The sequence below is a fragment of the Streptomyces sp. NPDC030893 genome (assembly GCF_055571535.1).
In genome coordinates, this window is record NZ_JBVIFC010000018.1 from 68,842 (window position 1) to 87,906 (window position 19,065).

Below are 19,065 nucleotides of genomic sequence, written 5' to 3' on the forward strand. Positions count from 1 at the left end.
GCGGCGGTCAGTCCTCCGCCCCGTTGGAGGCGGTCGCCTTCTTGGCTGCGGTCTTCTTCGCCGTCGCCGTCGCCGTCTTCTTCGCGGTCGTGGTCTTCTTCGCCGCGGTCTTCTTGGCGGCAGCCGTCTTCTTCGCCGGTGCCTTCTTCGCCGGCGCCTTCTTGGCCGCCTTCTTCGCGGTCTTCTTGGCGGGGCCCTTCGCCCGCTTCTCCGCGAGCAGTTCGAAGCCGCGCTCCGGGGTGATCTCCTCGACGCTGTCGCCCGACCGCAGGGTCGCGTTGGTCTCGCCGTCGGTGACGTACGGGCCGAAGCGCCCGTCCTTCACCACGACGGGCTTCTCGCTGACCGGGTCCGTGCCCAGCTCCTTCAGCGGCGGTTTGGCCGCCGCGCGGCCCCGCTGCTTGGGCTGGGCGTAGATCGCCAGCGCCTCTTCCAGCGTGATCGTGAAGAGCTGCTCCTCGGACTGCAGCGACCGCGAGTCGGTGCCCTTCTTCAGGTAGGGCCCGTAGCGGCCGTTCTGCGCGGTGATCTCCTGGCCCTCGGCATCCGCGCCGACCACGCGCGGCAGCGACATCAGCTTCAGCGCGTCGTCGAGCGTCACCGTGTCCAGGGACATCGACTTGAAGAGGGAGGCCGTGCGCGGCTTCACCGCGTTCTTGCCGGTCTTCGGGGTGCCCTCGGGGAGGACCTCCGTGACGTACGGGCCGTAGCGGCCCTTCTTGGCGACGATGTCGCGACCGGTGTCCGGGTCGGTGCCCAGCACGCGGTCGCCGCTCGGCTCGGCGAGCAGCTTCTCGGCCAGGTCGAGGGTCAGCTCGTCCGGCGCCAGATCGGCCGGGATGTCGGCGCGCTGGTGCTCTTCGGTGTCCTTCTCGCCGCGCTCGATGTAGGGGCCGTAGCGCCCGACGCGCAGCACGATGCCGTCGCCCACCGGGAACGACGACACCTCGCGGGCGTCGATCGCGCCCAGGTCGGTCACCAGCTCCTTGAGGCCGCCGAGGTGGTCCCCGTCGCCGTTGCCCGCCTCGGCCGCGGCTCCGTTGTCCGTGCCCTCGCCGAAGTAGAACCGCTTCAGCCACGGCACCGCGCGGGCCTCGCCGCGCGCGATGCGGTCGAGGTCGTCCTCCATCCTGGCGGTGAAGTCGTAGTCGACGAGCCGGCCGAAGTGCTTCTCCAGCAGGTTGACCACGGCGAAGGAGAGGAAGGACGGCACCAGGGCCGTGCCCTTCTTGAACACGTAGCCGCGGTCGAGGATCGTGCCGATGATCGACGCGTACGTCGACGGGCGGCCGATCTCGCGCTCCTCCAGCTCCTTGACCAGCGACGCCTCGGTGTAGCGGGCCGGGGGCTTGGTGGCGTGCCCGTCGACCGTGATCTCCTCGGCGGCGAGCGCGTCGCCCTCGGCGACCTGCGGCAGCCGCCGTTCGCGGTCGTCGAGCTCGGCGTTCGGGTCGTCCGCGCCCTCGACGTACGCCTTCAGGAAGCCGTGGAAGGTGATCGTCTTGCCGGACGCGCTGAACTCGACGTCGCGTCCGTCGGCCGCCGTGCCGCCGATCTTCACGGTGACGGAGTTGCCGGTGGCGTCCTTCATCTGCGAGGCGACGGTCCGCTTCCAGATCAGCTCGTACAGCTTGAACTGGTCACCGGTCAGCCCGGTCTCGGCGGGCGTGCGGAAACGGTCCCCCGAGGGGCGGATCGCCTCGTGCGCCTCCTGCGCGTTCTTCACCTTGCCCGCGTAGGTACGCGGCTGCGGGGGCAGGTAGTCGGCGCCGTACAGCTGTGTGACCTGGGCGCGGGCGGCGGCGACCGCCGTCTCGCTCAGCGTCGTCGAGTCCGTACGCATGTAGGTGATGTAGCCGTTCTCGTACAACTTCTGCGCGATCTGCATGGTGGCCTTCGCGCCGAAGCCGAGCTTGCGGCTCGCCTCCTGCTGCAGCGTCGTCGTACGGAACGGGGCGTACGGCGAGCGGCGGTACGGCTTGGACTCGACGGAACGCACGGCGAACCGCGTGTTCTCCAGGGCGGCGGCGAGCGCACGGGCGTTCGCCTCGTCGAGGTGGAGGGTGTTCGCGCTCTTCAGCTGGCCCAGGGAGTCGAAGTCGCGGCCCTGCGCGACCCGGCGCCCGTCGACGCTCTGGAGGCGGGCGACCAGCGACGACGGGTCCGACGCGTCACCCGCGCGGCCGGTCGCGAAGGTGCCCGTCAGGTCCCAGTACTCGGCTGAACGGAAAGCCATGCGCTCGCGTTCCCGCTCCACCACCAGCCGGGTGGCGACGGACTGCACGCGGCCGGCGGACAGCCGGGGCATGACCTTCTTCCACAGGACCGGCGAGACCTCGTAACCGTAGAGACGGTCGAGGATGCGGCGGGTCTCCTGGGCGTCGACGAGCTTCTGGTTGAGCTCGCGCGGGTTGGCCACGGCCGCGCGGATCGCGTCCTTGGTGATCTCGTGGAAGACCATCCGCTTGACGGGGATCTTCGGCTTGAGCACTTCCTGGAGGTGCCACGCGATGGCCTCGCCCTCGCGGTCCTCATCGGTGGCGAGGAAGAGCTCGTCGGACTCCTTCAGCAGGTCCTTGAGCTTCTTGACCTGGGCCCGCTTGTCCGCGTTGACCACATAGATCGGCTGGAAGTCGTGGTCGACGTCCACACCGAGGCGGCGGACCTCGCCGGTGTACTTCTCGGGTACCTCCGCGGCGCCGTTGGGAAGGTCGCGAATGTGCCCGACGCTCGCCTCGACGATGTAGCCGGGGCCGAGATAGCCCTTGATCGTCTTCGCCTTGGCAGGCGACTCGACGATGACGAGTCGGCGGCCGCCGTTCGCGGTCTCGCTGGTCGGGGACAACTTCGCTCTTCTCTCCGGTCGACGCTGGGGCCTCCCCAGGCGGTCTCCCCGGGGTCGGGTCATGGTGACGCTGCGGAGTGTGACGGTACATCCCGCCCCCGTGTCAAACGGGAAAAGCCCGCAACGGCCACTCGAACGGTAACCCGACTACCACCGTTCCTGCCGCCCGGAGTGTCCAGACTGCGCCTGCCCTTATGCGGAGCGCAGTCCCCCGGTTACCGGGAGCGGCCAGGATTCCGCGCCCGTCACAGGCGGGTGAAGCACCAGGCGCCGAGGGCCAGGGCGATCACCGCGGCGAGCCCGGCGACGGTGACCGATGCGACGGGGCTCACACCCTGTGCGACCGGGCGGTGCTGTCGCGCGCGGGTCACGGTCCAGGCCAGCAACGCGGCCCCGAACAGGCAGAACACCATCCCCGCGAAGATCGCCGGTCCGCTCTCCATGATCGACCGAGCCCCTCTTTCCGTCCGCCTCACCGTCCGCCGGCACCGGCCCTGGCGGGACGCTGCCACGTCCGTGCGGCGCGTGGACGAACCGGAGGTGAACGCGGGGGCTACGGAGGGCCGCGACTCGGCCGGAACCGGCCCGGGGCCCGTCGGGAGAAATTCCGGATCGCTGTGAGGAGGGACGGGAGCGGGCAGCGCCGGACACGGCCGCAGGACGCTCCGGAGGGCGGCCGCCCGCCCCGCTCGTCCATCCCGGCCGACCGCCCCGCTCGCCGGCCCAGCCGCCCGCCCCGCTCACCCGCCTCAGCCGCCCGCCCCGCTCGTCCGCCTCAGCCTGCCGGCTCCAGGAAGCCCTGTTCCACCAGCAGCCGGATCTGGGCCGGCGTACGGTCGCGCAGCAGCACCGGGTCCTCGCCGAGGAGCTGGGCGATGGCGTCCAGGATCCGGCCCGCGCTCATGGTGCCGTCGCACACCCCCGCGAAACCCGCCGCGATCGTGTCCACCCGGGTGGCCCGGCGCATCCCGCGGTTCTGCCGCAGCACCACGTGCTCCGGGTCCTCGGCGCCGGGCAGCCCGACCTGCTCCTGCACGACCTCGGCGGCCAGCTCGAAGCGCGCCTCGAGCAGCGCCGCGTCGTCGTGCGCCCGCAGGTAGTCGAGCCGGCGGAAGTGCGCCCGGACCGTCTCGCCGAGCGGCTGCTCGACCGGGTGCGGCCACTCCTCCACCGTGATCGACTCCGCGGCGGAGCCCGACTTGCGCAGCGTGATCCAGCCGAAGCCGACGGCCTTCACCCTGCGCGCCTCGAACTCGTCCAGCCACGCGTCGTACCGCGCCCGGTACTCGGCCTCGTCCCCGCGGTGGTCGCCCGCGTCCCGCAGCCACAGCTCGGCGTACTGGGTGATGTCCTGCACCTCGCGCTGCACGATCCACGCGTCGCACCCGCGGGGCACCCACGACCTGAGCCGGTCCTGCCAGTCCTCCCCTTCGACGTGCTGCCAGTTGGCGAGGAACTGCGCGAACCCGCCCTCGTTCAGCCGTCCCCCCGCCTCCTGAACGAGCGTGCGGCACAGATCGTCCCCGCCCATCCCGCCGTCGCGGTAGGTGAGCCGGGCGCCCGGCGAGATCACGAAAGGCGGGTTGGACACGATCAGGTCGTACGTCTCGTCGTCCCGGACGGGCGTGAACAGCGATCCATCGCGCAGGTCGGCGGCCGGGGCGCCGGACAGGGCCAGGGTGAGCGCGGTGATGTGCAGCGCGCGCGGGTTGACGTCGGTGGCGGTCACGCGTGTGGCGTGCCGCGCGGCGTGCAGCGCCTGGATGCCGGAGCCGGTGCCGAGGTCGAGCGCGGAGGCCACGGGCGTACGGACGGTGATGCCGGCCAGGGTCGTCGACGCACCGCCGACGCCGAGCACCACGCCTTCGTCCCGGCTGCCGATGCCCCCGGCGCCGCCGACCGCGCATCCGAGGTCGGACACGATGAACCAGTCCTCGCCGTCCGGCCCGCCGTACGGCCGTACGTCCACGGTCGCGGCGAGTCCGTCCGCACCGGTGCGCGTCAGCCACCCGCTCTCCAGGCAGACGTCGACGGGCAGGACGCCGGCCACCCGCGCGTGCGGCACGGACCGCTGGAGCAGGAACAGCCGTACGAGCGTCTCCAGCGGGGTGTCGCCCCGGGTGGCCCGCAGGGCGGGCACGGTCTCGCTGCGGGCCAGCGCCGCGTACGCGGGGGCGCCGAGCAGTTCGAGCAGTCCGTCGGCGGTGAAGGAGGCTCCGAGCAGTGCGTCCCTCAGCCGGGCGGCGGCTTCGGGGCGGTCGGGGGAGGGCAGGGGCGGCAGGCTGGCGTCACTCACGCCCTCCATTGTGGCCGCCGCCCTCACCCCGCGCGCCCCGCGACCTCTGTCACCGTGTCAGCTCTGGGTGGCCCCCGCCGACTCGGTGGCCGTCTGGCAGCTGGTCTGCCGGGACATCGCCTCGCCGACCTCGCCCTCCTCCAGCGCGCTGAGGGCGTCGTTGCCGCTCTTGCTCAGCTTGTCCAGCTCGGTGGCGATGTCCTTCAGGCCGTCCGCGAACTCCGCCTGGTCGTCGGTGTCGAGGCCGTCGACCTGCTTCTTCAGCGAGGCGTAGGCGGCGGAGATGTCGTTGAGCTCCTTGACCGCGTCCGTCTGCTTCTTCTCGCCGTTCTCGACGTCCGGCGGGCCGGCCTTGTTCACGGCGGAGCCGATCGCCTTGTAGGCGTCGGACATGTCCTGGAAGGCCTTGGAGTCGGCCTTCTGGACCTCTTCCGGCGTGCTGTTGTCCGAGGTCTCCTTCTGGATCGCGGCGTTGGCCGACTTGATCTTGGCGGCCTGCGGCTGCACCGAGTCGCAGACCTCCTTCGCCCAGGCGTCGAGCTTCTCGTTGCTGTCGTCGCCGCCGCATCCCGTCAGCGCCAGTACCAGTACCGCACCGCCGGACAGTGCGGCCGCGAGCTTCTTGTTCACCGGATTGGTCCCTTCCATGGCCTTCGGCCCCGGAACATACACGCCAGATGGACTACACCCACCCGTCGAACGTCCGTTAAGACACTTTTTGAAGCCATTTGCACCAAGCGAGAGAAGGCTCACGGCCCCGGAAGAAAGACCGAGGTGAGGGCGGACGGCACGTCAATACGTGCCGTCCGCCCTCACCTTGATGCGCTGTTCGCTCTCCGATCCTAGGAAACCACCGCCGGATCGGGCGACTTGGCCTCCGGCTCGGGGTCGTCGTCCTCCTCGTCCACGGCGATGCCGCGCCGCTTCGACACGTACACCGCGCCGACGATCACGGCCAGCGAGAGGAGCGCGACGAGCACTCTCGCCCCGACGCTCTCGTCGGCGCCGTAGGAGAACTTGATGACCGCGGGCGCGATGAGCAGCGCGACCAGGTTCATCACCTTCAGCAGGGGGTTGATCGCGGGCCCCGCGGTGTCCTTGAAGGGGTCGCCGACGGTGTCGCCGATGACGGTGGCGGCGTGCGCCTCGCTGCCCTTGCCGCCGTGGTGGCCGTCCTCGACGAGTTTCTTGGCGTTGTCCCAGGCGCCGCCGGAGTTGGCGAGGAACACCGCCATCAGCGTGCCCGCGCCGATCGCGCCCGCGAGAAAGGCGCCCAGGGCGCCGACGCCGAGCGTGAACCCGATGAAGATGGGCGCCATCACGGCGAGCAGTCCGGGTGTGGCGAGTTCGCGCAGGGCGTCCTTGGTGCAGATGTCGACGACCCTGCCGTACTCCGGCTGCTCGCTGTAGTCCATGATCCCGGGCTTCTCGCGGAACTGCCGCCGGACCTCGTAGACCACCGAACCGGCCGACCGCGACACCGCGTTGATCGCCAGCCCCGAGAAGAGGAAGACGACCGCCGCGCCCGCGATGAGGCCGACGAGGTTGTTGGGCTGGGAGATGTCCATCATCAGGCTCATCGGCGCACCCTCACCGCTGAGCCGCTCCCCCACATCTCTCGCGCCGGTGGTGATCGCGTCCCGGTACGAGCCGAAGAGCGCCGCCGCCGCCAGTACGGCCGTGGCGATCGCGATGCCCTTGGTGATGGCCTTGGTGGTGTTGCCGACCGCGTCCAGGTCGGTGAGCACCTGGGCGCCCGCGCCCTCGACGTCGCCGGACATCTCGGCGATGCCCTGCGCGTTGTCGGAGACCGGTCCGAAGGTGTCCATGGCGACGATCACACCGACGGTGGTGAGCAGTCCGGTGCCGGCCAGCGCCACCGCGAACAGCGCCAGCATGATCGACGTACCGCCGAGCAGGAACGCCCCGTAGACACCGAGCCCGATCAGCAGGGCGGTGTAGACGGCGGATTCCAGTCCGATGGAGATGCCGGACAGCACCACGGTGGCCGGGCCGGTGAGCGAGGTCTTGCCGATGTCCCGCACGGGACGCCGGGTGGTCTCGGTGAAGTAGCCGGTGAGCTGCTGGATCAGCGCGGCGAGCAGGATGCCGATGCCCACCGCGACGAGCGCGAGGATCCTCGGGTCGCCGCTCTTGCCCAGGATCGCCTCGTCGGTGACTCCGTCGAGATCGGCGTACGAGGACGGCAGATAGGTGAACACGGCGATGGCGACCAGCACGAGCGAGATCACCGCGGAGATGAAGAAACCCCGGTTGATGGCGCTCATGCCGCTGCGGTCGGCGCGCCTCGGCGCCACGGCGAAGATGCCGATCATGGCGGTCAGGACACCGATGGCGGGAACGAGCAGCGGGAACGCGAGCCCGGCGTCGCCGAACGCCGCCGAGCCCAGGATCAGCGCGGCCACCAGGGTGACGGCGTACGACTCGAAGAGGTCGGCCGCCATGCCCGCGCAGTCGCCGACGTTGTCGCCCACGTTGTCGGCGATGGTCGCGGCATTGCGCGGATCGTCCTCCGGAATGCCCTGCTCGACCTTGCCGACCAGGTCGGCGCCGACGTCGGCGGCCTTGGTGAAGATGCCGCCGCCGACCCGCATGAACATCGCGATCAGCGCGGCGCCGAGACCGAACCCCTCGAGCACCTTCGGCGCGTCGGCCGCGTACACCAGCACCACGCAGGAGGCGCCGAGCAGGCCGAGGCCCACGGTGAACATGCCGACGACGCCGCCCGTACGAAAAGCGATCTTCATCGCTTTGTGCGAGACGGCGGTGAGATCCTTTTCCGGCTCCCCCTCGGCCGGAGTGGCTTCACGGGCCGCGGCAGCGACCCGCACATTGGTACGTACGGCGAGCCACATGCCGATATATCCGGTGGCCGCCGAGAACGCCGCTCCGATCAAGAAGAACACCGACCGTCCGGCACGCTGATTCCAGTCGTCCGCGGGCAGCAGCATGAGCAGGAAGAACACGACGACGGCGAATACGCCGAGTGTGCGCAGCTGGCGGGCCAGATAGGCGTTCGCGCCCTCCTGGACCGCCGCGGCGATCTTCTTCATGCTGTCGGTGCCCTCGCCGGCCGCGAGCACCTGGCGCACCAGGACTGCCGCGACCGCGAGCGCCGCCAGCGCGACGACCCCGATGACCACCACGAGCAGGCGGTTGTCGTCGGTCAGCACGGCGGCTGCGAGGGATGTGGGTTGGCCCGACTCGTGTGAGATGGAAAGCCCCGCCATTCGTCCTCCTTGACGCTTGGGCTGAGCTCAAGATGTGGACGGGATTGTAGGTACCGGAACCTGATCAAAACAGAGCGCGTGAAATGTAAAACGGCCTGCACGCACTCTTCCCATTGATCGCCGGGCGGCCGGCGGCCCGAAATCGGTAATGCCTTTGGGGCATTCACGTGATCGCTTTTCCCGAGCACGGACCGGTCGTGAACGAATTCACGCGATCATTCGCACGAGACCACTGTAAGCGCGGCCACCGACACCCGCACATGACGAAGGGCCCCACGAGGGGGCCCTTCGGAAAAAACCGTCGCCGTCCGGGTGAACCGGTCAGGCGAGGAGGGTGGCCGGCGGCACGGTGGGCCACCTCATACGGATCGATCCGCCGTGCTCCCCCGCACTGACCTCCACGTCGTCGACGAGGCCGCTGATGACCGCGAGGCCCATCTCGTCCTCCTCGGTCTCCACATCGGCCTCACGCGACCCGTCACCGGACGCGCCTCCGCCCGGGACCGCGTGGGGCGCCTCGTCGCCGACCTCGATGGAGAACTGCTTCTCCTCCTCGATCAGCAGCACCTTCACGGGCGCCGAGATGGCCCCGTGCTGATGCAGACCCACGGCCCGGGAGCACGCCTCACCGACGGCGAGCCGGACCTCGTCGAGGACGGCCTCGTCCACCCCGGCCCTGCGCGCCACCGCCGCCGCCACGAGACGGGCGGTCCTGACGTGCTCGGGCAGCGCGCTGAAGCGGAGTTCGACGGTGGCCATGCATCCCCCTCGCGACTACGGGCGTGCTGTGGAGAGGAGGGCCGCCGAACACCCGGCCCTCCTCATGGTTCTCTTCCGCCGCCCGGGCCCCGAGGCCCGGGAACGGGGTGGTCAGTCGGTGGCCGCCACCGCTTCCTCGACCGAGGTGTGGATCGGGAACACCTTGGTGAGGCCGGTAATGCGGAAGATCTTGAGAATGCGCTCCTGGTTGCAGACCAGGCGCAGCGAGCCCTCATGGGCTCGCACCCGCTTCAGGCCGCCGACCAGCACGCCGAGTCCGGTGGAGTCGAGGAAGTCCACACCTTCCATGTCGACGACAAGGTGGAAACTGCCGTCGTTCACCAGCTCGACCAGCTGCTCGCGCAGCTTGGGCGCGGTATATACGTCGATTTCGCCACCGACCCTGACGATCGTGCGATCGCCCATGGTCTCGGTCGACAGGGACAGGTCCACGGATCCTCCAGCACCTAGCTATCGAGCGGTCGCCCTTGGGGCATCTCGGCTCAGCCCCCGGGACGGTTCGCCAGCCGCGATGGCATTCAATCACTTACCGGCAGGCGTGCACGACGCCTTCGCCCCATTGTCCGTCACGCCAGTGACACACTCGGTGCCGATGGCCAAGAATCACCGATCCGATCGACCCCCGACGGACACGCCTCCCAGGACCGCGCCGGGCGCCGTCCTGGACCGGCTCGCGTCCGGACCGAGCCGGGCTTCGCGCGTTACTCATACGGAGCACTTGCCCCCGCGCGCGGGTCGCCATGCCGTCTGGCCGGACCGGATCCGCCCGGAGGTGATCGCCGCCGTGCGGGCCGTCGGCATCGATCACCCCTGGGCCCACCAGGCACGCGCCGCCGAGCACGCCCTGGACGGCGAGTCGGTCGTGGTCGCCACCGGTACCGCGTCCGGCAAGTCCCTGGCCTACCTCACGCCCGTCCTGTCCACGCTCCTGGACGGCGCCGAGGCCCCCAACGGCCGCGGGGCGACCGCCCTGTACCTCGCCCCCACGAAGGCCCTCGCCGCGGACCAGTGCCGATCCGTGAAGGAACTTTCACAACCACTGGGCCATTCGGTGCGCGCGGCGGTCTACGACGGGGACACGCCGTTCGAGGAACGCGAGTGGATCCGCCAGTACGCCACCTACGTGCTGACCAACCCGGACATGCTGCACCGGGGCATCCTGCCGTCCCACCCCCGCTGGTCCTCCTTCCTGAAGTCGCTGAAGTACGTCGTCGTCGACGAGTGCCACACCTACCGGGGGGTGTTCGGCTCGCACGTCGCCCAGGTACTGCGCCGGCTGCGGCGCCTGTGCGCCCGCTACGGGGCCTCCCCCGTGTTCCTGCTGGCCTCCGCGACCGCCGCCGAGCCCGCGGTCGCCGCCCGCCGGCTGACGGGCGTGCCGGTGGTGGAGGTGGCCGACGACGCCTCACCACGCGGTGAACTGGTGTTCGCGCTCTGGGAGCCGCCGCTGACCGAACTGCAGGGCGAGAAGGGCGCCCCCGTCCGCCGTACGGCCACCGCCGAGGCCGCCGACCTGCTGACCGACCTCACCGTGCAGGGTGTTCGCTCGGTCACCTTCGTCCGCTCCCGGCGTGGCGCCGAGCTGATCTCCGTGATCGCCCAGGAACGGCTCGCCGAGGTCGACCGCTCGCTGGCCCGGCGTGTCGCGGCCTACCGGGGCGGCTACCTGCCCGAGGAGCGCCGCGCCCTCGAACGCGCCCTGCACTCCGGCGAGCTCCTCGGCCTCGCCGCGACGAACGCCCTCGAACTCGGCGTGGACATCTCCGGCCTGGACGCCGTGGTGATCGCCGGCTATCCGGGCACCCGGGCCTCGCTGTGGCAGCAGGCCGGCCGCGCGGGCCGGTCCGGGCAGGGCGCCCTCGCCGTCCTGGTCGCCCGCGACGATCCCCTGGACACCTTCCTCGTCCACCACCCCGAGGCCCTCTTCGACCGGCCCGTGGAGTCCACGGTCCTCGATCCCGACAACCCCTACGTGCTCGCCCCGCACCTGTGCGCGGCGGCCGAGGAACTGCCCCTGACGGAGGGGGACCTGGCCCTGTTCGGCCCGGCCACCGAGGAACTCCTCCCGCAGCTGGAGGCCGCGAAGCTGCTGCGCCGGCGGACGAGGGCCTGGCACTGGACGCGCCGTGAGCGGGCCGCCGATCTGACCGACATCCGCGGCGGAGGCGGCCGCCCCGTGCAGGTCGTCGAGGCCGGTACGGGCAGACTGCTCGGCACGGTCGACGCGGGCGCCGCGCACACGAGCGTCCACGAGGGTGCGGTCCATCTGCACCAGGGCCTCACCTATCTGGTGCGCTCCCTCGACCTGGAGGACTCGGTCGCCCTGGTCGAGCGGGCGAGCCCGACCTACACGACGGTGGCCCGGGACACGACGTCGATCTCCGTGCTGGAGACGGACACCGAGATCCCCTGGGGCGACGGCCGCCTGTGCTACGGCTCCGTCGAGGTCACCAACCAGGTGGTCTCCTTTCTGCGCCGGCGCCGGATCACCGGCGAAGTACTGGGCGAGACGAAACTCGACCTCCCTCCTCGTACGCTGCGCACCCGCGCGGTGTGGTGGACGGTCACCGAGGATCAGCTGGACCGGGCCCGGATCAGCCCGGAGATCCTCGGCGGCGCCCTGCACGCCGCCGAACACGCGTCGATCGGCATGCTGCCGCTCTTCGCCACCTGCGACCGCTGGGACATCGGCGGTGTGTCGGTCCCGCTGCACCCCGACACCCTGCTTCCGACGGTCTTCGTCCACGACGGCCACCCGGGCGGTGCGGGCTTCGCGGAACGTGCCTTCCACACCGCCCGCTCCTGGCTCACCGCCACCCGCCAGGCCATCGCCTCCTGCGAGTGCGACGCGGGCTGCCCCTCCTGCATCCAGTCGCCCAAGTGCGGCAACGGCAACGACCCTCTGCACAAGCGGGGCGCGGTTCGGCTGCTCACGGTGCTGCTGGAGGGCGCCCCGGCGGAGAAGCCCGAGGACACCGCGGGTGCCTCCGGTACGGACGGGACCGCCGGGACGGAGCTGCCCGGGCCGACGCCGGCGTCGGGGTGAGCTCCGGGCGGGTGGCTGCCCGGAGCCCCGGCCGTGTCCGGCGCCGGAACCGCCGCCGGCGGTTCCGCCGGGCCGGCAGGCCCCGCCCGTGCCCTGACCTCCACTGCGAACGGCCCGCTCCCGGCCGCCACCGACACGTCCGCCACCTCGCCGGTGACCGCGCACCGCACCAGCCGTGTGCCCTGCGCCCGGGACACCCGGTCCGCCCGCGCACAGGCGGCCGTACGGCCCTCTGTCCAGTGGTCCGCCGCCGCGAGCGCCGCCAGGTCCGCGCCCCCGGCCGCCCGGTGCCGTACCGCGACGGCGTGCCCGAGGGCGAGCACGATGCCGAACACCAGACAGAGCACGGCCATCGCACCGACACTCCAGACCGTCGCCGACCCCCGGTCGCGCCCCGGCGCGGGGCTCCGGTCGCACCCCGGCGCGGATCTCCGGTCGCGGCCCTGCGCGCGCCTCGGGGCAGCGGTGTCCGGCGGTGTGCCGGAACGGGGCGACCGGCCGCCCGGTGACCGGAGACACGGGAACCGGGCCCTCATGCCCCCGCCCCCACCGGCTCCCCCTGCGCCTGCTCCACCGCCGCGACAGCCTCCTCCCGCAGTTCGAACGGCAGGCCGCGCAACACCGGGGGCCTGGCCACGACGACCACCCTGACCTGTTCGGCCTCCCGTCTCACCGTGACCCTCGCGCCGGACGGCGCCGCCTCGCGGGCCACCTCGACGACCGCGCCGGGCGGATCCTGCCGGGCCGCCGCGCGGGCGCCCACGCGGGCCGCGTCCACACACTGGATCTGCGCCGCCACGACCATCAGGCCCCAGACCAGCGCCGTCGCGAACATCACCAGCACGGGCAGCACCATGGCCGCCTCCGCCGTCACGAACCCCCGGTCCGCGCGCCGTTCACATCCGGCCATCGAGAGCCTGCTGCACGATGTTCCGCAGCGCCGTGCTGACCGGGCCGCTGTTGACGACCTTGTAGAGCACCACGGCGAACGCCACCGCCGCCACGATTCCCATGGCGTACTCCGAGGTCACCATTCCGGCGTCCCTCCGAGCCGCACGCGCCGTGCACACCAGGGCACGCAGTCGTGCCCGTACCGCCTGATACATCTCAACCCCCGTGAGGAGAAGTCGTACTGTTCTTGTGAGTCCTGCTCTTGCGGGTACTGCGCGTTCCCGGCCGGTTCCGCCGGGGTCGTCTCCCGTCACACACCACCTCCGCCCAGTACTCCGCCCGCGAGCCCGATCACCACGGGCAGGACGCCGATCGCGATGAACGCGGGCAGGAAGCACAGCCCCACCGGGGCGCTGACCATGACGGCCGCCCTGCGGGCCCGGGCCGTCGCCGCGCGGGTCCACTCGGCGCGGGCCTCGGCGGCGAGCCGTCCCACGGGGACGGCCAGGGGAAGCCCGGACACATCGGCCCGTTCCAGCAGCCGGGCCAGGGGCGCGGCGCCCTTCAGCCCGGCCAGCCGGCACCAGGCCGAGCCGGGTTCACCGCCGAGCCGCACCTCCGCCGCGCCGCGCGCCAGCGCGTCCCCGACCGGCCCGCCCAGCGCCTCTCCGACGGCCCGCGCCGCCAGTACCGGCCCGGCGCCCGCCGCGATGCAGGCGGACAGCAGGTCGGCGGCCAGGGGCAGTTGGCGTGCCGCTTCGGCGGTATCGGTCTCCCGGGCGCCCGCGGCGGCCGCCGTCGGCCGCAGCCGCCACCGCCACAGCCCGGCCGCGGCCGCCAGTCCCGCAAGCACCCCGGCGAGACCGCCCACCAGCGTCCACCCGGCACCCACGACGCCGACCAGCGGCAGCCAGGTCCGCGCGGCGCGCAGCGGTCGCGCCGGACGCGGGCCGGTCGCGGGCGCCGCCCGTTGCGGAGCCAGCACCCCGGCCAGTCGCCGCCGTACTCTCCGCGCGGTCCGGGTGCGCCGCCACCACCCCGCCAGCCAGACAAGCGCGGACACGGTCCCCGCGACCGCCCCCAGCCTGTGGACGACCTCGCCGCTCACCCCGTCACCGCCTCAGCGCTCCGCATGATGTGCAGGGCCCACCACAGCCCCATGCCCTCCAGCACTCCGCCGGCCACCAGGCAGGCCAGTCCCGGCGGTGTGTGCAGGAGGATGTGCAGCGGGTCGGCGCCGAGAGCCGCGCCGAGCGCCAGGCCCACGGCGGGCAGCCCGGCGAGCATCACCGCCGTGGCGCGGGCGCCGGCCAGCTGGGCCCGCAGGTCGGCCCGCTGGTCCCGTTCGGCACGCAGCGCCGCTTCCAGCCGGTCCAGCCCGGCCGCGAGTCCGGCGCCCTGGTCCACCGCCACCCGCCAGCACGCCGCGAGTCCTCGCAGCCCTTCGGCGCCCGGCTGCCGTGCCGCCGCCGCGAGCGCGTCCGGGACGTCTCCGCCGAACCGCGCTGCCGCCAGCACGGCCGCCTGCGTGTCACCGAGCCCGCCGGAGTCCCGCGCGGCCGACAGCAGCGCCTCGCCCGGCTGCCGCCCGGCGCGTACCTCGCCGGCGAGCGCCCCGCACAGGGCGATCACCGCGTCCCCGCGCCTCTCCCGGTCCCGGCGTTCCCCGGCCGCCCTGCGCACCCGGCGCAGCACGGGCACCCCGGCCGCACCCGCGAGGACCGGCAGTACGGACGCGCCCAGCAGCGCCGACACGATCCCGGCGGCCAGGGACCACCACTCGGCCCGCAGCCGCCCACGGACCCGCGCCCACTCGCGCACTACTCGGGACCACCCCGGCGGCCCGCTCCCCACCGTGCCTCCGCCCGCCAGCAGCAACCGTGCCCGCCTGGCCCCCGCATACCCGCCGCCCAGCAGCCAGGCGGCGACTCCCAGACAGGCGACGGCCGCGCCCGTCGACGTCCCGGTCGTCGCGTTCATCCCGCGGTCCCTTCCCTCGGTCCGTCCCCGCCCGTGAGCCGGAGCAGCTCCCGCAGCCGCTCCCAGCCCCGCTCGCGCAGGAACGCCTCCGGACCCCACCTCAGCGCCGGCACCGTCCGCACCAGCCCCGACGGGTCCCGCTCCAGCACATGCACTTCGGCGATCCGCCGCCGGCCGCTCCGGTCGCGTACGAGGTGCAGCACCACCGAGACGGCGGCCGCGAGCTGGCTGTGCAGGGCGAACCGGTCGAGTCCCGCGGCCGTGCCGAGCGCCTCCAGCCGGGCCGGTACGTCGGCGGCGGCGTTGGCGTGAACCGTGCACGAGCCGCCTTCGTGGCCCGTGTTCAGAGCGGCCAGCAGGTGGGTCACCTCCGGGCCGCGGACCTCGCCCACGACCAGCCGGTCCGGCCGCATCCGCAGCGCCTGGCGCACCAGGTCCTCGAGGGTGACGAGGCCCGCGCCCTCCTGATTGGCGGGCCTGGTCTCCAGCCGCACCACGTGCGGATGATCGGGACGCAGCTCCGCGGAGTCCTCCGCCAGGACGATCCGTTCGTCCGGCCCCGCCAGTCCGAGCAGTGCGCTCAGCAGGGTCGTCTTGCCGCTGCCGGTCCCGCCGCTGACCAGGAACGACAGCCGCGCGTCCAGCAGTGCCCGCAACAGCCGGTCACCACCCGGCGGCACGGTCCCGGCCGCCACCAGCTCGCCGAGGGTGAAGGCACGCGGCCGTACGACCCGCAGCGACAGGCAGGTGCAGCCCACCGCCACCGGCGGCAGTACCGCGTGCAGCCGCGTTCCGTCGGGCAGCCGGGCGTCGACCCAGGGCCGGGCGTCGTCGAGACGCCGGCCGGCCACGGCCGCGAGCCGCTGGGCCAGGCGCCGGACGGCTGTTCCGTCCGGGAAGGAGACCTCGCTGAGTTCCAGACCGACGCCCCGGTCCACCCAGACCCGGTCCGGCGCCGACACCAGGACATCGGTCACCGACGGATCGGCCAGCAGCCGCTCGAGTGGACCACTGCCGACCAGCTCGGACCGCAACTGCTCGGCGGCTCCCAGCACTTCGGCGTCCCCGAGCACCCGGCCCTGGTCCCGCAGCGCCTGCGCCACCCGTGCGGGCGTCGGCTCGGCCCCGCTCTCGGCCAGCCACCGCCGCACCCCGTCGAGCAGACCGGGAGGCATCGCCGCCCCGCTCACCACAGGACCTCTCATACCGTCCTCGCCTCCACCAGCGCGCGCTCCCAGAACTCCTTGCAGAAGCGGGCCAGCGGGCCCCGGCCGGACGCCCCGGGCGGCCGTCCGGTGTCGTACGGGCGCTGCAGTGCGGGCTCGGCGGGTACGTCTCCGGCGAGGGGCAGCCCCAGCAGCCGGGCCACCTCACGGTCGTCCAACCCGGGTGCGTAGGGTCCGCGTACCGCCACCCTCAGGTCGCGCAGCACCATGCCCATGGCGGAGGCGACGCGGCCCGCCGCCGCGACGGCCCGCAGTTCCGCGGGGACCACGAGGAGTCCGAGGTCGAGCTGGGCGAGAACCTCGGCGACCCCGTCGTCGACGCGTCGCGGCAGGTCGACCACGACGGTGCCGCCGCCCCGGCGGGCCGCGGCGAGCACCGCGCGTACGGCCGGGGGCGGTACGGCGAGGCAGTCGCCGCGGTCCCAGCTGAGCACCCGCAGCGAGTGCAGTTCGGGCAGTGATTCCTCCAGGGCTCCGCCGCCGACCCGCCCGCGCGACGCGGCGAACGCGGGCCAGCGCAGCCCTTTGGCCGTCTCCCCGCCGAGGGCCACGTCGAGTCCGCCGCCGAGGGGGTCGGCGTCCACGAGCAGCGTGCGCAGTCCCTCCCGCGCGGAGGTGACGGCGAGCGCGCACGCGAGGGTGGACGCTCCGGCGCCGCCCCGGCCACCGATGACCCCGACGGTCAGGGCGGGCCGGCCGACGCCTTCGGCCACGTCGGCGATGCGGTCGACCAGCCACTGCTCACCGTCGGGGAGCATCAGTACGTGGTCGGCGCCGATCTCGACGGCCCGTCGCCAGACGCCGGAGTCGTCCTGGTCGCGCCCGACGAGCACGACTCCCGGCCGGCGTCCCGCCCCGCGCACCCGCCGGGCGGCGTCGTCACCGACCAGGACGAGCGGCGCCGCCTCCCAACTGCCCTTCGGCTCCGGTGCCCCGTGGTGGACCTCCGGTGTGGCGCCGGCCGCCGCGCACAGGCGCAACAGGTCGTCGAGGAGACCGGCGTCCTCGGTGACGATGAGAGGTGCGCCCTGTCGGCCGCCTCCGGATGCCGGTGGCGGGTCGTGCGCGATGGTTCCGTTCATGTTCGTCCCCCTTTGCTTGCGTGTTTCGCGCAGCCCTTCGGCCCCGCGTTTCCCAGGCGTGTGAAGAACCGGCGAGCGGCCTTCCAATGAGCGGCCGGCGTAATCCGGCCATGCGCGTCCCGGCAACGGAGCCGGGCACGAAGTCGCGGCGAGCGTGCCGCGCAGGAATCACGGTGCAGCGATCCGGAAAAACTTGTGGATCTTGGTCGATATTTGTGGACAAGAGGTCAGCTGTGAATATCGCGGTCACCCATACCGGTGAGCTCTACGGGCCTTCTGTGCGAGCCCCGCAGAGAAGTCTGATGACTACCATGGGTAACTAGACGCGCACATGACAAGCAAGCCGAAGCAAGGCACTCCGAAGGTGGCCAAACGCTCGCAGAAGGGAGAAAATGCGTCCGGACATGCGACGACCCCCGCCGGGGGGGAGAGCGGGGGTCGTCCCCACGGCCGACTCGGGGGGGGGGGGGGAGGAGTCGGACCGGGTTAGCACGGTCGCGAACGATCCGTGACTTCCATGGTGTACCCGAGACCCTTCTCAGGCAAACCCACGCGCCCCAGCTTACGCCGAATGGGCTGCGCCTATGCTCAAGGACGTGGAAAACCACTCCTTGCCCCGCACAGCCGCCTTCTTCGACCTGGACAAGACGGTCATTGCGAAGTCGAGCACGCTCACGTTCAGCAAGTCGTTCTACCAAGGCGGTCTGATCAACCGCAGGGCGGTCCTGCGTACCGCCTACTCCCAGTTCGTGTTCCTCGCCGGCGGCGCGGATCACGACCAGATGGAGCGGATGCGCAAGTACCTGTCCGCCCTGTGCCGCGGCTGGAACGTCCAGCAGGTCAAGGAGATCGTGGCCGAGACGCTGCACGACCTGATCGACCCGATCATCTACGACGAGGCGGCCACCCTCATCGAGCAGCACCACACCGCGGGCCGCGACGTCGTGATCGTGTCCACGTCGGGTGCCGAAGTGGTCGAACCGATCGGCGAACTCCTCGGCGCCGACCGGGTCGTGGCCACCCGTATGGTCGTCGGCGACGACGGGTGCTTCACGGGTGAGGTGGAGTACTACGCGTACGGCCCGACCAAGGCGGAGGCGATCCGGGAACTGGCCGCGTCCGAGGGCTATGACCTGGCGCGTTGCTACGCCTACAGCGACTCGGTGACCGATGTGCCGATGCTGGAGTCCGTGGGCCACCCGCACGCCGTGAACCCGGACCGTGCGCTGCGCCGCGAGGCGCTCACACGTGAGTGGCCGATCCTCGACTTCCACCGGCCGGTCCGGCTCAAGCAGCGCTTCCCCGCGTTCTCCGTGCCGCCCCGCCCCGCCCTGGTCGCGGCGGCCGCCATCGGAGCCGCGGCAGCCACCGCCGGCCTCGTCTGGTACGCCAGCCGGCGCCGCGCGACGGTGGCCTGACCGTCCGCCTCGGGGGCCGTACGTCACCGGCCCGGCCGCCCGTCCTCATGGACCGCTCGGGCGTCCCGGGCCATGTCCGCCCTGCCCACGCCCTTCGACATGTATATGAACGCAAAAGTAAAGAAGCCGGACCAGGACTTCCCCTTGTCCGGAACCCGGAGTACAAAGGACTTAACGGCCCGCGAGACCAAGGACATCCGAGAGGATCGCCTTCACAACGCATTTGGCCCCACGGACCGCGCATGAACAC

At 72.2% G+C, this 19,065-nt stretch carries 15 protein-coding genes and 1 pseudogene; 2 read left to right on the forward strand and 14 right to left on the reverse strand.

Annotated features, from left to right (window positions below):
- Positions 1-7: 7 nt before the first annotated feature.
- From topA to bldG, 7 genes are all read right to left on the reverse strand, one after another.
- Positions 8-2,845, reverse strand: a complete 2,838-nt coding sequence (gene topA / locus ACZ434_RS27815) for a type I DNA topoisomerase (protein ID WP_468460539.1) — start codon at positions 2,843-2,845, stop codon at positions 8-10.
- A gap of 245 nt (positions 2,846-3,090) precedes the next feature.
- The gene (locus ACZ434_RS27820; protein ID WP_437048949.1) at positions 3,091-3,288 is read right to left on the reverse strand and encodes a hypothetical protein; all 198 of its coding nucleotides are present in this window, start codon (positions 3,286-3,288) and stop codon (positions 3,091-3,093) included.
- Between the two features lie 332 nt (positions 3,289-3,620).
- Positions 3,621-5,150 carry a DUF7059 domain-containing protein gene (locus tag ACZ434_RS27825; RefSeq protein ID WP_468460542.1) on the reverse strand — a complete coding sequence of 510 codons (1,530 nt, stop codon included), beginning with the start codon at positions 5,148-5,150 and terminating at the stop codon, positions 3,621-3,623.
- A gap of 48 nt (positions 5,151-5,198) precedes the next feature.
- Positions 5,199-5,789, reverse strand: coding sequence for a small secreted protein (locus tag ACZ434_RS27830; protein WP_468460544.1), 591 nt, complete (start codon positions 5,787-5,789; stop codon positions 5,199-5,201).
- A gap of 194 nt (positions 5,790-5,983) precedes the next feature.
- Positions 5,984-8,392, reverse strand: coding sequence for a sodium-translocating pyrophosphatase (locus ACZ434_RS27835; RefSeq protein WP_468460546.1), 2,409 nt, complete (start codon positions 8,390-8,392; stop codon positions 5,984-5,986).
- Between the two features lie 321 nt (positions 8,393-8,713).
- The gene (locus tag ACZ434_RS27840) at positions 8,714-9,151 is read right to left on the reverse strand and encodes an ATP-binding protein (protein WP_468460548.1); all 438 of its coding nucleotides are present in this window, start codon (positions 9,149-9,151) and stop codon (positions 8,714-8,716) included.
- Positions 9,152-9,262: 111 nt separating this feature from the next.
- Entirely contained in the window at positions 9,263-9,604 is a 342-nt protein-coding gene (bldG, locus tag ACZ434_RS27845) for an anti-sigma factor antagonist BldG (protein ID WP_003991900.1), read from the reverse strand.
- Between the two features lie 79 nt (positions 9,605-9,683).
- On the opposite strand from bldG, the gene ACZ434_RS27850 reads away from it, so the two are divergent.
- Positions 9,684-12,218, forward strand: coding sequence for a DEAD/DEAH box helicase (locus tag ACZ434_RS27850; RefSeq protein WP_468460550.1), 2,535 nt, complete (start codon positions 9,684-9,686; stop codon positions 12,216-12,218).
- 137 nt (positions 12,219-12,355) lie between these two features.
- Here ACZ434_RS27850 and ACZ434_RS27855 read toward each other — a convergent pair.
- From ACZ434_RS27855 to ssd, 7 genes and pseudogenes are all read right to left on the reverse strand, one after another.
- Positions 12,356-12,754: pseudogene (locus tag ACZ434_RS27855) on the reverse strand (Rv3654c family TadE-like protein); the annotation flags it as partial.
- Positions 12,751-13,128, reverse strand: a complete 378-nt coding sequence (locus tag ACZ434_RS27860; RefSeq protein WP_468460552.1) for a TadE family type IV pilus minor pilin — start codon at positions 13,126-13,128, stop codon at positions 12,751-12,753. The pseudogene ACZ434_RS27855 and the gene ACZ434_RS27860, both read right to left, overlap by 4 nt.
- Positions 13,115-13,324 carry a DUF4244 domain-containing protein gene (locus ACZ434_RS27865; protein WP_468460554.1) on the reverse strand — a complete coding sequence of 70 codons (210 nt, stop codon included), beginning with the start codon at positions 13,322-13,324 and terminating at the stop codon, positions 13,115-13,117. The genes ACZ434_RS27860 and ACZ434_RS27865 overlap by 14 nt, the downstream gene beginning before the upstream one ends.
- Before the next feature lie 95 nt (positions 13,325-13,419).
- Positions 13,420-14,217 carry a type II secretion system F family protein gene (locus tag ACZ434_RS27870; protein WP_468460556.1) on the reverse strand — a complete coding sequence of 266 codons (798 nt, stop codon included), beginning with the start codon at positions 14,215-14,217 and terminating at the stop codon, positions 13,420-13,422.
- Complete coding sequence (locus tag ACZ434_RS27875) at positions 14,214-15,089, reverse strand: type II secretion system F family protein (protein WP_468460558.1); 876 nt, start codon at positions 15,087-15,089, stop codon at positions 14,214-14,216. Before ACZ434_RS27875 ends, ACZ434_RS27870 begins: the two co-directional genes overlap by 4 nt.
- Positions 15,086-16,294, reverse strand: a complete 1,209-nt coding sequence (locus ACZ434_RS27880; protein WP_468460560.1) for a TadA family conjugal transfer-associated ATPase — start codon at positions 16,292-16,294, stop codon at positions 15,086-15,088. The genes ACZ434_RS27875 and ACZ434_RS27880 overlap by 4 nt, the downstream gene beginning before the upstream one ends.
- Complete coding sequence (gene ssd, locus ACZ434_RS27885; protein WP_468460562.1) at positions 16,291-17,397, reverse strand: septum site-determining protein Ssd; 1,107 nt, start codon at positions 17,395-17,397, stop codon at positions 16,291-16,293. Before ssd ends, ACZ434_RS27880 begins: the two co-directional genes overlap by 4 nt.
- Positions 17,398-17,981: 584 nt before the next feature.
- Between ssd and ACZ434_RS27890 the strand changes: the two genes are divergently transcribed.
- Positions 17,982-18,815: an HAD family hydrolase gene (locus tag ACZ434_RS27890; RefSeq protein ID WP_468460564.1), complete on the forward strand. Its 834-nt coding sequence runs from the start codon at positions 17,982-17,984 to the stop codon at positions 18,813-18,815.
- The last annotated feature ends 250 nt before the right edge of the window (positions 18,816-19,065 follow it).